This is a genomic window from Thomasclavelia cocleata (assembly GCF_900102365.1).
Classification (GTDB): domain Bacteria; phylum Bacillota_I; class Bacilli_A; order Erysipelotrichales; family Coprobacillaceae; genus Thomasclavelia; species Thomasclavelia cocleata.
The window spans coordinates 1-15,795 of record NZ_FOIN01000034.1; the positions used below are offsets into that span (position 1 = coordinate 1).

The window sequence follows — 15,795 nt, forward strand, 5'->3', positions numbered from 1 at the left end:
TCAATTGCCTCTATTCTTTTTGACAATCCTTCACTTCCTGCACTCTTTCCATTTGCTGTCCAGTCTAGCCATCCATAATCTGCTATATGTGCTCGATAGTAGATATCATATTCTTTCTCCATCTCTCCTGTAAATCTGATCTCTATCGCCTCCATTTGTTTATTTCTTCCTGTTACTCCTGCTGTCTCTCCATTTCCTGTCCAGCTCTGCCATCCGATATCTGCACTATGTACTCGATATTCAATATCTCCTTCATATGCTGGATTCTCCAATGAAATCTTTATCGCTTCCATCTGTTTGCATTTCCCTATTGTTCCTGCAATACTTCCATCATATACACTTGACAGCCATCCATAATCTGCTACATGGGCTGATGTTTTTATATTTTTCTTTTGTACATATGGTTTCACTGTTGCTCCTGGGGCACTGCTTCTTTTTCTTACCAATTTTATTTCTATCGCCTCAATCTGATAGCTGTATCCTGCACTCCCTGCCGCTTTTCCATTTGATGCCCAATCCAGCCATCCCAGATTCTCTGCATGTACACGATAATAGATATCATATTCGTTTTCAAGTTCGTCTGTCAGCCTGATTTTGATAGCTTCAATCTGTTTGTTTTTACCAGTCGTTCCTGCCAGTTTTCCGTTATCTGTCCATGCCATCCAGCCATAATCTTGAACATGTACACTGTATTCGACTGTCCCGTTATAAGCGTTATTTGTCAGACTTATTTTAATGGCTTCCATTTGTTTATTTTTACCTGTTGTTCCTGCTTTTTTTCCATCACTAACTTCTTCTAACCAACCATAATCTGCTACATGCGCTTGATAATTTATACTTGGATTTGGTATTACCACAGAATTGTCTCTTATTAATTTAAAATCAATTGCTTGAATATTTTTTCCACTTACTCCAGCATTTTCTCCTTGATTAACCCAAGCTTGCCAACCGATATCTGCACTATGTACTCGATATTGCAATCTATATCCTGCTTGATTGCTCAAATTAAAATTAACAATTTGTAATGCTTTATTACCATTTCCAATTTCTGTGGTTGTTATGATTTCATTATAAGTTAGCCATTTACCATCACTATAAACTTTACCTGATAACTTTACAGATTTTGCTACATTTTTTAAAGATATTTTAATTTGATATAAGTCTAATGATCTTCCAGTAGTACCTGCTGTATTAGGTTCAGTTACCTGTTCTAACCAGCCAATATTTTGACTATTAGCACTATATAAAATAGTTGGTTCATTACTATCTTTTCCTGTTGGCTGCCCAGTAACATTTTCAGAATTTTGTGTTATTGATGAACTAGAATCAGAACCATTACTTACCACTTCTACACTTGATTTTTGAATATACCCATAATCTTTATCAAAAGAATATTCAGCTTGACTAGGTGTATTAATAATTCCTGTACGATTACTATTTACTGCACCATCTGATTGTATTTTATAATAGTTATTTTTTTCACCATTTTTTAAAATAATAAATGCATAATTAGCAGGTGCATGATCTTTTAGAGCAGTTGTTTTACTTTTTGGATAAGTTGAATACAATGTACTTGAGCTTGATACTGCATCACTTTTTATATTTACGACACTATGATTAGTATTTATAGTATCTTTAATACCAATTGTATATTTATATGAATCTTTTGAACCTAAATAACTATCTATTTTCCAACATATTGCCGCTGCTTTTTCTCCCCAATAAGGATCAGATGCATATTTAACATTGATTCCACTACCTTTATCACCTAAATTAGCTCCAAAATATCTTCCGTCTGTAACTGGATCTAAATATCCTTTAGATATAAATTGAGACGAATGATAATATATACTATATTCTACTGATGAATATCCATTTGCACTTCCACTAGGATCACTATCATATGCAGAATGACCAAATAAATTATTTTTCTCCTCTGCAATTCTACTACAACCCCATGCACTTTCATTGGCTGCTACTGCAATCATAAGTAAAGCATTAGTTCCATACTTATCCTGATTTTCAATAAAAGTCTCAGCTGTATCCCTTAATTTTGAAGTACGTTTATAACTATTTTCAGAAGCCTCAACCATTGAAGCAATAGCTTTATTTAATTGATCAGAACTATAAACAGTTATACTTCGATGTGAAAGATATTCATAATAGTTGTAATATGGTGATGAACTATTTACTGAATTAGTTCTTGTATTATTACGATAATCATTCAACATTTTTGCATAACTAGAATATGTACTTCCTTCATAAAAATAATGCCCATCATAACTATAGTAATCCACCCCTTCTTTTAAATAAGATGGCTTAGGTCCATAATCCAAAGATGAACTATATTTACTACTTCCTAAATCTGTACTAATACCATGATATATTCTTCCATTTTTAACATAGTATTTACTCAATGTATTTACTGTTGAACTTGTATATTCCAAAACCTGAACTTTGTTAACATCTACCCAACCAACTATACCAGCCTGCATAAATTTTACCTTTTTAGGATTTGATTCATTATCATATCCTAAAAAGGCCCCATCCGCTGCATAATATCCATTTGTATAACCACTTCTACCAGTATTAAATTCTGTATATTCAGTGTTATATGATGCTGAACTTTGAGTTTTAAAATTCACTACAGCAATAGATGAACTATTAATTTTTGGCTGAACATCTAGTGCTTGTCTAGCATTTTTTATAGATGTTTTCTCCATTGGATAAATATTTCCATTTTCATCAATTATTGTTATTTCTTGATCCGCATCCAGCGTCGCTCCTGCTTTAGTTTTATCTTTATAATCATCAAGTTTAGCTGCTTCTTCTTTCGCTAAAATATCTGTCAAAAAATAACCATTTGAAATACATATAGTTATTACAATTAATACTGTTAAAATTTTCTTGATAAATCTTTTCACTAATATTCCTCCTTTTCCATTAATCATTATAACAATAATTTTTTTTAATTACTATGTTATTTTATATTAATCTATATACTTAATCAAAGTAATCTTTCTAGTAATCATTAATTTTAATTAGTATTACTTGTACTTTAAATATACTTTAATACATTTTCATTCCTATACCAAATAACTCGTTATACATTTTTAAATGTTGTCAAAAAATTATAAGTACTTTTATTATAATGCTTATGACATCATCATTATTAAGTACCAAAAAATCATATTTCTATGATTTTTTAGTTTCATATAATTTTCTTGGCAATTTTGCCAAAGGTATTACCAGAAGTATTATATAAAACAAAAAAATAGTTATAATAGGATAGAGGAAAAAAATTTAATTTTATTATCTCTCCACTGAACTGTATATATGAGTCTCGTATACGATTCTACATTTATATTGGTATTATAAACTCTTAAGATAGTAATCAAGGTGAGGCCCCAAACCAGGTCTGTCCTCTTTCTTTATGCCTAGAACTTTTGGTGATAATATAAAGTTTGCTATATTCATTACACTTCTTCTATACCATCCTAATCTTGTGTTCGCACATTTAAAGATATCTTCTTTACTAAATTTTCTTTGGTTTCTTCCTTTGTTTCATGATGACATATCTTACCTTATGACGTAACCATTGTCCAAACCCATCAACAAATGTTTTCATGCTTCCTATCTTGAAATAGTTTATTCAGCCCTTCACTATTTGATTTACTTTTGTGAATATCCTTGCTATCGATCTTAAAACGACTTGTGATTCACTACACTTGGTAGTAACTACCTATAGCTGGACTCTCACCAGCTAGATATATGCCATACCTAGCACACTAGTAGAAAAGCAGATTAATTCATCTGCTTTTTATATTCTATACTTATTAATCTGTCGCTTACAATTACCTTAATATTAAAAATACTATTCTTGGCCCCACGTTATTTTAGAGCTTCCTTTTTAAACCCCATAGAAATTTAGAAACCCATTTTAGTTGTTCCATTAAACTTATTTATACAATTTTTAGATTGTCCCCAAAATTATTTGATTACCCAATAAATATTTTAGCTTTTTTATTCTAATATTTTAATATATCTAAAATTTTGAAGATAATATACATCCCTATATTCCTATTTTATGTTTCTTCTTTACTATAAGAATTAAAAGCCCCATCCCTATACACATTGCACTCCATAATTTAATTGATTTTTGATCACTTGTTTTTACAGCCTTACTAATTTCATTATCATTAGAAATCGAGTTGATTAAATTTAGATTAAGTGTGACAGTAACATTTACATTTTTATCACTATATAAATAAACAACTGGCTTAGTTACATCATTAACTGTTACAGTATTTTCTTTTAATATACCATTTGATATGATAATTACCTTTGAAATATCAATTCCCTTTATAGCCTTTGTCAAGTCAAACTTATTTTTAGTTATATCTATTGTCTTTTCAGTTTGTATATCTATTTTACTTTCAAGACTAGTATTATTTCCAACATTTATCCATAATAATGGACACCCATCAACATTTAAATTAGAAAGTCTTAAATTATTTGATAAATTCAAATAATTTATAAAGTTATTAGAACATAAAAAACTTACAAGTTCTGTATTTTTTGTTACATCTATATTACTCAACTTATTTGATGAGCAATTCAATGTTGTTAATTCTATATTATTTGTTATATCAAGTGTACTAATATTGTTGTTATTACACTCAATAGTTTTTAATTTTATATTTTTAGATACATTTATATAATCTAGATTATTATTACCACATCTAAATTCTTCAATTAATGGATTGTTTGTTATATCTATATTAGTTACTCGATTATAAGAAAATCCAAGATGAAGTAATTTTGGATTTTTACTTACATTAATATTAGCCAACTTATTTTCTGTACAATAAAGTGCAACCAATTTTAAATTATTTGTTACATCAAGAAATTCTAATTTATTCCCTTCTATTAAAAGTACTTCCAATTCTAAATTCTTAGATACATCTATATTAGTTAAATTATTATTACCACATACAAGTGTAGTTAATTTAGTGTTTTTAGATATATCCAATTTACTTAAATCATTGCCATCACATATAAGATGCGTCAGCCTAGTGTTCTTAGATATATCTATACTAGTTAAATTATTATATCTACAATTTAACTCTTTTAAAAAAGAAAAATACTCAATCCCTTTCAAATTAGATATATTATTATTATCAATATCTATTACAATAATATTTGCAATTTCAGCTTCTGATAGATTTCCATTATCATTTTCATCATACCTTTCCACATAATCTCTAAATATTTTATCTGGAAAATTTATTTCATTAATCTCAATCTCACTAGTTTTAACTTCATTAATACCTTCATTTTCATAAGTATAAGCGGTTATTGGAACAATATATATCGCTGTTTTTATTATTAAAAATGATACTACTAAAATAACTATAAATCTTTTTTTCCAATTCATGATTTCATCTCCTAGTATACTATAAATAATTTATTTAATAAGTCATTTACAGTATACTTTTTCCTTTCTATCAACTTTTTTATCCGTGGCTAATTACGGTTTTATTTTTCTGCAAAATTGAAATATATGAATGTGGATTTGTATATCTTCTTGTGGCTCGACTACTTTTAAAAAATCTTACCATACCCTATTCCTAAATAATGATAAGTTTGATGAGTCCTGAATTCCTATTTTGTACCAGGTTTTGTGGTCTAAGTGGTGGATACCTTTTCACATAATCTATTAAAGAAAGGATATTTTATAATTATAAAATTAGTTGGAATTGACATTGAAAAGAATAACCACTTTTTCTATCATAGACAAAGAAACTAGTAATATTATTATTCGACCTATTCCATTTCCTAATAATAAAATAGGATTTGATTTCCTCATTCTAAGAACTCCATTTTAATCGGTATGGAAGATACTAGGTATTCTCATTTCACTTTATTAAAATATCTTCTAGGCAAGCATTTTACTGTTGCTTTGATCAATCCTAAAACAACTAGTTTTACTCACAAAATACAAGGCGGTATTACTAAAAATGATAAATTTGATATCTTATATCTGTGATATTTTAGATACACCAGAACGTAAAAAACAATATCATATGACAAAAGTTAATAATTTTGATCTTTATAAACAAGAAACTGTTAACCAGACATCATCACAATCTCAAGAAAGGACTCAATATCTATTCAAATCGTCTTCAAAAATATATTAATAATGTATTCCTTGAATTCGACAGCTTATTTAAGTTTAAATATGGCTCAGTTTACATGAATATTCTTAAAACTTTTGACAACTCTCAAAACATCTTTAACACAAATATAAGAACAATTTGTAAACGCTTTGAAATCAATAATAGAGATGCCCACATATCTTTAACCCCTGAACATCTTAAGTAATATGCCAAAATATCTATAAGTATTTCTTCAACAATTAAAGTCAATCAAATAGAACTCATTAATGAACAAATTGCTAAGATGGATAAAAAATAGGATAGCTCTCCCTACCAGGAATTTCTCTAGTACTTTTATTCTAGCCGAATTAAGAGATATATGTAACTATTATAAGCCTTCAAAAATCATAAAATTTGCAAAAGTTACCCCTTATCATTACGAATCTAGACAATTTAATAGCAACATCCTACTATTAACAAAAAGATTCTAAATACCTAAGAAAAACCTTATATCAAATAATACTTTCTGTCCAAGGTAAAGGCCATCGTTATACACAAGGACATTGTATAAGAAAATTACTTAGAATCATTTAACAACAACAAATCAGCAATTCAATCTTGAATTTTTAAAATAATAAATATTTATAATTTATAAAATGCTTTTTAAGTTTTTTTGTCATGTCTAAAAACTACAAATCTATATTCACTTTTCAAAGAACTTTACTAGTCAACTAATAATCAAGAATTTAAATATTTTAAAACTTTTTCATTAAAAACTCTTGAACATTATATAACTAGCTTTCAAATTGCAGTAAAACAGCTTTTTTAATCAAGTTACTTTTATAAAAACAATGTCAGTACGCACCTTTATCAATAATATCTTCATTTTTTAACATACCTATCTATACTTATATTTTACTATTAAATTACAGTATTTGTCTAACTTATTAGTAACTTTTATAATAATTGCTATCTATTTAATTTCTTCTTCATATAAATCATTAATACTATTACTCATGGTTTGACTTTTATCTAATAAAATAATTTATTAATAATCAATACGTAGATTATACAAAAAAAGAGATTTCTTATTATGTTGATAAATTTCAACACTATTTGTAATCTCTTTTTATTACATTTATGCCTTGATAAAACTATTATTAGTACTTCTAGGAACCTTTTCGCCCTTCTGTACTAAAATTATTTCAATTCCTTCTAACTCTTTTTTGCTAAGTCTTCTGTCCCAGATGAATTACCATTTTTTGCCCAGCCTAGCCATTTGTAATCTTGCTCATGTACTCGATAATAAATATCATATCGATTTGCCATTTTTCCTGTTAGCTTGATTCATATCACCTCTAATCATTTTTATTATCCTAAAGTACCTGAAATTGCTCCATCACTTCTCCTGTCTTGCCAACTATATCCTGGATATGAGTTTAATATTGGATTGAACCAATAACCAATTTTATAAACAATGTTATTCTACACTGTCCTGAAAAAAATTTTAAGATAGGCAGATATTTTGCCTTCTACTTCAACAGAAGTTCAAAAACATATAACAAAACTGCTAAACTAGTTGGAAAAAATTTAAACATAAAGTTCAGTCAAAAAAAGAAAGAGCAACAACTAAAATAAATAAACAAAAGTCACATTTCAAATATTATATGATAGAATCATTTCAAGGGATTCTTTACTATGTCCATGTGGATAATAGTGGAAAATGAAGAAAAATATTATGCAACAGATGAGGAAACATTATTAAAAAGACTGGAGGAATATAAAGAGAACTATCTGAATGAATAGATACCATTTATGAACAATACAGCAGAAAGAGGGCTAAGAGGGGCAAAGACAAAAATAGAGGTATCAGGGCAGTTTACAAATTAAAAAAATGCCTAATACTTTGCAAGGATAAAGAGCTATATAGAAATAGGACACAGACAAGATATAGAGAGCTATGCATTGATTGAAGCTGCCCTTGATGGTAAACCATATACAATAGAGCAAATAAAAAAGCATGATGAATGAAACAGTTAATTATCATGTTTTTTTGTTGGTTATGTTCTTTGACTGTGAATAGTAACAAGAATTTAAATATTTTCAAACTTTTTCATCAAAAACTAATGATTTTTATATAGTTAGTTTTTATATCTTTGTAATTTATAATTTTATTTATAAATCACTTTATTTAATAATATATTATTAAATACTTAGTTACTATTCATTTCATTTATCAATCGTTTCATATGTCCTTCAAACATCACATACATTCCAATATATATAACTTCAGCAACTAAAGTAAAAGAAATCATTATTACCACAAATGATGCCAATGGTCCATATACTGTTGTATAATCAGCTATACTAAAATATAGCTCTAACCCTGATAATAGTATCAACATCAATAAACTTGCAAATGCTGCCCCTTTTACAATATCTATCACATGAACTTTAACATCTGGTATTATTTTGTAAAGTAAAAATAAGATAACAAACATAATTAAAAATAAATATATTTCATCAAAAATAAATATGTTACTTAAATTCATAAAAACATTAAGTACTGGAATAATTGTTAATAATGAGATAATAATTAACAAAAGTATAAATACTATTAATGTTTTAAATAACATAATTATTTGTTCAATAATAAAGTTTCTTTCATGAGTTGAAGGAAAAAGATTTTTTGATATTCCATATAATTGATTAATACCTCTACTTACAACAAATAAAGAAGTGATTATTGCAATTATTGAAGAAATACTAATATGCCTTGATTTTAAAGATATTATAATAATATTAGAAAATTCAGGTGTTAAATATTTTTTCAATAACTCTTCTAGTGATGTTAAATCAACATTAAATATAGATGCTAAAAAAGCACATAATGAACAGATAGGAATTATTGACATAATTAAATAATAAGCAAAACATATTCCTGCATTCTTATTTACTTTATAACGATAATCTAAAATCCGATTATTTACTCTATTATATATTTTAATAATTATTTTTCTCATATTTCTTCACCCAAATCCCTTTTATTTAAGTATATCTTAGATATTTTAAATTGCATAGTATTCAAACTAAATTTATCCTAACAATAATAAACTTTATATATAAATAATACATATATTTATAAATATTAGTTATTTAAATATATATGCACTAAAAAATGATGATTGGAATATACCAATCATCACTTTTCTAATATTTTTCACCATTTAATAAATATTTCCATGTATTCTCTCCAACTATCCCATCTTGTTTTAAACCACGATTTTTTTGAAACACTTTTATTGCATTTTTAGTTTTAATTCCAAAAATTCCATCTTCTACAATATTAAAGCCAACACTATTTAATCTTTCTTGGATTAGTTTAGTTATATTCCCGCATGCATTTAACCTTACAATTGGACAAGCTATTAAAATATTATCAGAGTTTATCCCATTAACTATTAAATTACTTGAATATTGTTTATTTAATTCCTCTTGTAATCCAGCAATCCAATTATCATATTTATCATTTGAATTTTCATTGCTAATTCCTTGATAAATCGCTTCAGCAATTCTACCAGGACCTAACTCTAAATATCTATTAGCATCATCACTATCAACAAAACAAACTTCAACTAAAATACTTTTAGCTCTAGTTCTATTTATTACATATAAATTACTTCCATCTTTAATCCCACGATTATTAAAACCTAATAGCTCAATATCTTTACATATATTTAAAGCTGGTTGTAATATTTTACCATTGTATGTATATACTTCAATACCTTTTCCACCACCTGCATTAAAGTGAATCGAGATAAAATAATCTACATCCCCTTTATTAACAAGTTCAACTGTTTCCTTTAAATATTCTGCTTGAGAATTAGCCTTATCAACTGTACAATTAGTTACTTTATGCCCATTATTCTTTAATAGTCTTATTAACCTTTCTCCAACATTTCGTGTTTCAATGCTTTCGTTTATAATTCCTATAGCTCCACTACCTGGTCCTTCTAATGTATGACCACAGTTAATTGCAATTTTCATCTAATCTTTTATCTTTCAATCCAGGTGTTGTTGGATCATTGATGGCATTAAATACACTTATAAATACTAAACTCAGTACATATGGATTTTTAAAAGCATTAATTAACAACTTCATTAGTGTACTCCAAGTAGTTATATCTTCAGCTCTTAATCCAGCGTATGCTAAAACTGGAGTTAAAACTGCTAATATAATTTGAATTAGAAAAACAGGGTTCTTTAATCTAACTTTTAAATTTATATTTTTCATAATATTATGCAGTTCTTTTCCACATGTAACAAGTGATATAAGGATTCATTAAATCAATTTCAGTATCATAGGTTGTATCTTCTCTAGCTGGTCCCTGACCAATATTATCTGGAATAATAGTTGCTCGCCTTGAATTAATAACTCTACTTGTATTTGGGCTTGCAGTCATATATGCTTGATCACCATCAAAAGAACATGTTTGCAGGTGATGGTGGGTATTCTTTTTATTTCCTCCAGTTTTTTCTACTGCATTAAAATCACTATCAGATGTATTTACACCTACTGGAACTCTACCGTTCCCCCATCTAATCCATGTACCACCAAACGTTGTTTGTGGTGAAACTGAAGATGTACTCATATAAATACAACCAACTGGATGCATTAGTAAAAATAACTGTTTTGTTAGAGAGGTTACAGAGTTAAAGGCATTTTTTAATTCTGTTATTTGATCTAAAGCAATCATGTTAAACTTTTTATTCCAGGTTGTGCTATTTTTTAAATAAAAATCACCATTAGCTGTATTAACATAAAAATCTCCACTTTTACCTAAAGAAGATGCAGGTGTTGTAGTTCCATTTCTAATAATTACAACGCTATTAGCTGCATCATTAGCTCTTTGACTAGCCTGATTAGCATTAGTCGTTGCAGTTTTTGCATCATTCGATGCATCTTGAGCGCTCTTAGCTCCCTGAGTAGCTAATATAGTAGCACTTCTCGTTGCACTTGTAGCACTTCTTGAATCTGCTATTACTGAAGTAATTTCATCTTGTTGTGTTGAGGCTCTTTCAATTAATCTGTTTACCTCATTTTGATGTTCATTAGAAGTACTAAGCATTTCATTAACTACATCTTTTACATTTATATCTATATAATCATTAGCTACTTTAATTACCATATTTTGCCAAGTATTTTCTTCTGGTAAAATATTACCTTTACCAGCAGTAGCCTTTATTTTATAAATGATTGGATTAGTTTGTATTGTTTCATTTCCATTTGAAAGTGAAAATGCTATTGCTACATAACCATCTAATTCAAAAGCTTGGGGTGGTAATTTAAAAATATTATTATTGATTATTAATTGATATGTCTTTGAATCTCGGTTATTTTCTAAAAAACGGTTATTTAAATACTTATAATATGGTACTACAACATAATTTTCATATTTACTATCTTTTACAAATCTAAATTCAATATCCCCACTAAATTGCGCTGGAATATCATTAATGTCACACGATAAATCATATCCTAATTGAGTAATTGTTGATACAATCATTTAGTTCTTTCCTCCTTCAATCTTTTCATTTAATTCTTGAACTGCTTTATAAACAATTGCCAAAGCATTAATAATATTAATCTTTTTTTTATCACTTCTAAGCAGCTTGTCTGATATTTGGTAATTATTACCTGTTAAAAAACTTATTTGTTTTTCATTATCTTGTTGATAAGTATAAATATTTGTATTAATTACTTCATTTAAAGCATTTTCATTAAATAACCTAATATCTTGATTTATTTTTTCTTCCTGATCTAAATAAGCATTATTGATATCAATGTTATTTATTTTTAATTCATCAGGTTTTAGATAACCATTCTTATAACTATTTCCATTTGATAAAATCACTTTCCAATCTAAAATACTAGTTGAATTACTATTGATATTAAAATACAGTTTTCCTTCTTTAGGATTTTCATTAACTTTATAATCACTAGTACTTTGTAATCCAATATTAGTTATGTTCCAGCCCCCAATAATTCCATCACTACATTCAATCATAATATCTTTTAAACTGCCTTTTTTTATATACGAAGCATCTAATTCCTCATTTATTCCCCAGGCAATATTAAATGCTCCATCTTTACCATTACTACTAAAAGCTATTCCACTAGCATCTATTCTTAAAATATTCTGTGCTAAATCTATATCATTACTATCCATATAATAAGTAGCTCTTGGTCTTCCAAAACTATCTGTTTTAGTATATATATAACCACCATTATTACCATTTATTAAATCTACTTTTTCCTGTACTAGTTCTTGAAATACTTGTGTATTTAAATTAAGGTTATTATTAACTTTCAAAATGTCTCGATTAGTAGTCACTGCTAAATCTGAACTTGTTGCAATAGTTTTATCTAAAGTTATTTTTGAATTAGAGGGATCAAGATAATCTTTTTCTAAAACTACACATAAGAAGTAATCATCTATTTTATGTTCTTTTGAAACACACTTTAAATTATCCCCTAATCTAATCTTTTCTATATCAACTTCAACTAGTGATAAATCAATAGCTGTAATTGTCAATGATAAAGACATTTTAGTAAGTTGAGATAAATCCTGGTTTGCTTTTTCTAATAATTCATTAGGATCACTAATTTTAGGATATTCTTTAACCCCATAAATCCAGCCATATTTTAATATAGCATCTTCATCATAAATATACTCATTACCATCATTTACTGTTTCTATTGTTATTGGTAGTTCTGTTTCTGGATCCTTTTCACCTAAAGGAATCAGAGCAGTTATTAAATCTACTGATGTTATATATTGTTCTAAATCTAAAATATTTTTCTTAAACTTTATTTCTTGTGAATTTAAATGGTCACAGTAGTAATTATAATCAAGGTAATTTCTATTATCTTCTTCTCTTATTGATATGTAACCCCCATATTGATCAATTAATATATCTTGAATACTGCTCATTGTAGTTAATCTTTTTTTATCCATATTAGAGATACAAATTCCATTATCAAATACATCTCCAACATATATATTTTTTTCTTTTTCCACCATTTGATTATGTTTATCTAAACATGTTTTTAAATATTCATTAATACTTATATTTTCCCCTATTCTTAGTAACTGAATGGTATCATTTAAATAACCTAAGACACCTTCACAAGTAAACGTCCTAATACCATCAATAGTATCAGTACTTTCAATAACGCGACCTTTAAACATTACTTCTTGACCATCTTGATTTATTTCAATAAGTTTTATTATTGAAACTAATTTACTAATTTTATTGTAATTAGGATGATTTGGTAAAATTGTAAATACTAATGTATTTGAGGTGTTGAGCTTTTGTTTTAAATTAAGTTTAGCGCAGCGATAATCATAACTGGAAGTATCATGAATAATATAATCATCACTTAATAATTTAACTATCATAATTTTTTATCCTCATCATTTAAATAATGTTTTTTAAATGGATTTGCAAGAATATTAATTGTTATTTGATTAACTAAATTATCATTTCGACTATCTACTTCTATTGATACTCTGCCCTCATAATAATATTCACTATCACTAGTTATAACAGCATTTACTCTTTGACCATGAAATGTATTAAACAATTCTTCAATATATTTATGCCATAATTCAGTTTTTTCTACACTATCTACATTTATACTAATAACTCTTTGTTGGTAAGTCGGCTTACCATATACCTCCGTTAAATCTATATAATTATTAGAATAAGGAATAGCAACAATATTTGTTATTACTTCAGGTGCACTAATATGATAACTTAGAATCCGCATTTTAAAATCATCTCTTAATGAATACTTTTTTTCATTTCGATATAAGATTAAGTCTATCATGCCCCATGTCTCCCCTTTCGACTAGTTTCTCTACCTAACTCAATATCTACTGCTGGAGTAATAATCTTACCAACAGCTGTTTTATCCATATAAACATCCATTTTAATTTTTGACATGGTAGTTGCCAATTTTTCATAATCAATTAAATCTTCATTAATAATATTTTCTTTACCAAAACCTAAAGAGAAGTCATTACTAAACCAGCTAGTTGAAGATGAAGCTGATTGTTTAAGTTTTTTAAAACCAGAATCAGTAGCATTAATCATATCCTTTGTTGCAGATGGCATTGCTAATTCAAAACCAACTGCGATACCACTTGGCAAATATTTTCCAACTTCATCACGCATTTTATGTGATGGTGAAAAGATATCAAAGAAACCAGTTATTGTATCCAATACACTCTCGCAAGCACCCATTGCAATATCTAATAGAGCACCAATTCCTTTTTTAAATCCTTCAATTATTCCATTAATTATATCTCGTCCTAATTTTAGCCAGTCTGTATTAACGATCGTATCACTTATTTTTGAAACTATATTCCCTCCTAGTTCCACTAAATTATTAAGTAAACTAGAAATACCATTAATAATCCATGTCATTACATCGTAGCCCACTTTATGCCAGTCAATCTGATTAAATACAGAAATAAAATTTGCTATTAATTCTCCTGCTAAACCAACCAAACCTCCAATCAAATTCTTTATTCCTTCAATAACTTTTTGTAAGATTTGTTTACCTCCTTCTAATAACTCTGGCCCTCTTTCTATTAAAGCTGTAATAAATTGATAAATTATTTCTGGTACCCTTTCAATTAAAGCAGGTAAAGCATTAAAAATACCTGTTATTAAACCATCTAGCAGGTTCATTCCAGCTTCTAAAATTGCTGGTAAATTACTAATTAATCCCTCAATTAAAGTCATTACCATATCTACTGCTGCTGGTAAAAGTACTGGAAGCTGGGCTGCTAAGCCATTCACTAAACTTAAAATAAGTGTTAGTGCTGTTTCCGCCAACATTGGCATATTTTCCATTATTCCTAATAATAATTGACTTATTATTTCAAATCCAGTTTCTGATAATTGTGGTGCTAGTTGACTAATTGTTTGACATACTGTTGTTAATATCTCACTTACAGTCTCAATAACACCAGGTAGGGCAGTAATTATTCCTGCCATCATTTGATTTAATAAATTTGATCCAGTTTCTAACATTGCGTTAGTTCCACCACTATCAAGTGACTCTTGTAATTGTGCTATAGCATCAATGCCAAAATCTGCCATTTCATTAAGTGGTGCTTCAAGACCTGCAACTAAACTTTGACCTAGTGTATTTACCCCCTGATCAATTGTTTTCATTTTTCCAGAAAAACTTTCAAATGAATTACCTATTTTAAGAACTTGTTCAACACTACCTTTTGCCATATTGATAATTGAACTCCCAATACCATTTATAACACCACCAATATTCTTAGCGACACTTCCAAGTTGTTTAATACTTTGACTCCAATTTTTAGACTGTTTAGCTATAGTATCACCTAAAATTTTACTAAGCTTTCCAATTGTTCCTCCTACAGTTTCACCAAATACACTGGCAATATCTTTACCCATATTCAAAATTGCTTTACTAGCCTCTTTAGTTACTTCTGCAGTTACCTTAATTGCAAGTTTTAATTTATCTAACTTACTGCTTTGATCTTCTTTATCCATATTATCATCTCCTTTTTACAAGGAAATGTAATGGCTC

Annotated in this window: 11 protein-coding genes; 1 reads left to right on the plus strand and 10 read right to left on the minus strand. The window is 27.9% G+C overall.

Features of this window, described 5'->3' with window-relative positions:
* The 3 genes from BMW96_RS10720 to BMW96_RS10725 all read right to left on the minus strand — a co-directional run.
* Nucleotides 1-2,924, minus strand: a 2,924-nt coding sequence (locus BMW96_RS10720; protein WP_092355620.1) for a glucosaminidase domain-containing protein, incomplete at its 3' end; no start/stop codon positions are given.
* 611 nt (nt 2,925-3,535) lie between these two features.
* Nucleotides 3,536-3,628 carry a hypothetical protein gene (locus tag BMW96_RS14750; RefSeq protein ID WP_286154574.1) on the minus strand — a complete coding sequence of 31 codons (93 nt, stop codon included), beginning with the start codon at nt 3,626-3,628 and terminating at the stop codon, nt 3,536-3,538.
* 444 nt (nt 3,629-4,072) lie between these two features.
* Nucleotides 4,073-5,437, minus strand: coding sequence for a leucine-rich repeat domain-containing protein (locus BMW96_RS10725; RefSeq protein WP_092355623.1), 1,365 nt, complete (start codon nt 5,435-5,437; stop codon nt 4,073-4,075).
* A gap of 583 nt (nt 5,438-6,020) precedes the next feature.
* Here BMW96_RS10725 and BMW96_RS14525 point away from each other — a divergent pair.
* Nucleotides 6,021-6,200, plus strand: a complete 180-nt coding sequence (locus tag BMW96_RS14525) for a hypothetical protein (RefSeq protein WP_244881309.1) — start codon at nt 6,021-6,023, stop codon at nt 6,198-6,200.
* Nucleotides 6,201-8,371: 2,171 nt separating this feature from the next.
* Here BMW96_RS14525 and BMW96_RS10735 read toward each other — a convergent pair.
* The 7 genes from BMW96_RS10735 to BMW96_RS10765 form a co-directional block, all read right to left on the minus strand.
* A complete protein-coding gene (locus tag BMW96_RS10735) occupies nt 8,372-9,181 on the minus strand; it encodes a YhjD/YihY/BrkB family envelope integrity protein (RefSeq protein WP_092355626.1) in 810 nt (269 codons plus the stop codon).
* 187 nt (nt 9,182-9,368) lie between these two features.
* The gene (locus tag BMW96_RS14530; RefSeq protein ID WP_092355629.1) at nt 9,369-10,205 is read right to left on the minus strand and encodes an N-acetylmuramoyl-L-alanine amidase; all 837 of its coding nucleotides are present in this window, start codon (nt 10,203-10,205) and stop codon (nt 9,369-9,371) included.
* Nucleotides 10,189-10,452, minus strand: a complete 264-nt coding sequence (locus BMW96_RS10745; RefSeq protein ID WP_169924267.1) for a phage holin — start codon at nt 10,450-10,452, stop codon at nt 10,189-10,191. The genes BMW96_RS14530 and BMW96_RS10745 overlap by 17 nt, the downstream gene beginning before the upstream one ends.
* Before the next feature lie 4 nt (nt 10,453-10,456).
* The gene (locus BMW96_RS10750) at nt 10,457-11,725 is read right to left on the minus strand and encodes a phage baseplate protein (RefSeq protein WP_092355632.1); all 1,269 of its coding nucleotides are present in this window, start codon (nt 11,723-11,725) and stop codon (nt 10,457-10,459) included.
* Nucleotides 11,726-13,621: a phage tail protein gene (locus BMW96_RS10755; RefSeq protein ID WP_092355636.1), complete on the minus strand. Its 1,896-nt coding sequence runs from the start codon at nt 13,619-13,621 to the stop codon at nt 11,726-11,728.
* Entirely contained in the window at nt 13,618-14,052 is a 435-nt protein-coding gene (locus BMW96_RS10760; RefSeq protein ID WP_092355639.1) for a hypothetical protein, read from the minus strand. The genes BMW96_RS10755 and BMW96_RS10760 overlap by 4 nt, the downstream gene beginning before the upstream one ends.
* Nucleotides 14,049-15,758 (minus strand): phage tail protein, encoded by a 1,710-nt coding sequence (locus tag BMW96_RS10765; RefSeq protein ID WP_092355641.1) that lies wholly within the window; start codon nt 15,756-15,758, stop codon nt 14,049-14,051. The genes BMW96_RS10760 and BMW96_RS10765 overlap by 4 nt, the downstream gene beginning before the upstream one ends.
* Between the last annotated feature and the right edge of the window lie 37 nt (nt 15,759-15,795).

Excerpts from the sequence above, each read along its gene's own strand:
- BMW96_RS14750 (WP_286154574.1), bottom strand. The coding sequence starts at position 3,628 with ATGAAAACATTTGTTGATGGGTTTGGACAATGGTTACGTCATAAGGTA.
- BMW96_RS10725 (WP_092355623.1), bottom strand. The coding sequence starts at position 5,437 with ATGAATTGGAAAAAAAGATTTATAGTTATTTTAGTAGTATCATTTTTA.
- BMW96_RS14525 (WP_244881309.1), top strand. The coding sequence starts at position 6,021 with ATGATAAATTTGATATCTTATATCTGTGATATTTTAGATACACCAGAA.
- BMW96_RS10735 (WP_092355626.1), bottom strand. The coding sequence starts at position 9,181 with ATGAGAAAAATAATTATTAAAATATATAATAGAGTAAATAATCGGATT.
- BMW96_RS14530 (WP_092355629.1), bottom strand. The coding sequence starts at position 10,205 with ATGAAAATTGCAATTAACTGTGGTCATACATTAGAAGGACCAGGTAGT.
- BMW96_RS10745 (WP_169924267.1), bottom strand. The coding sequence starts at position 10,452 with ATGAAAAATATAAATTTAAAAGTTAGATTAAAGAACCCTGTTTTTCTA.
- BMW96_RS10750 (WP_092355632.1), bottom strand. The coding sequence starts at position 11,725 with ATGATTGTATCAACAATTACTCAATTAGGATATGATTTATCGTGTGAC.
- BMW96_RS10755 (WP_092355636.1), bottom strand. The coding sequence starts at position 13,621 with ATGATAGTTAAATTATTAAGTGATGATTATATTATTCATGATACTTCC.
- BMW96_RS10760 (WP_092355639.1), bottom strand. The coding sequence starts at position 14,052 with ATGATAGACTTAATCTTATATCGAAATGAAAAAAAGTATTCATTAAGA.
- BMW96_RS10765 (WP_092355641.1), bottom strand. The coding sequence starts at position 15,758 with ATGGATAAAGAAGATCAAAGCAGTAAGTTAGATAAATTAAAACTTGCA.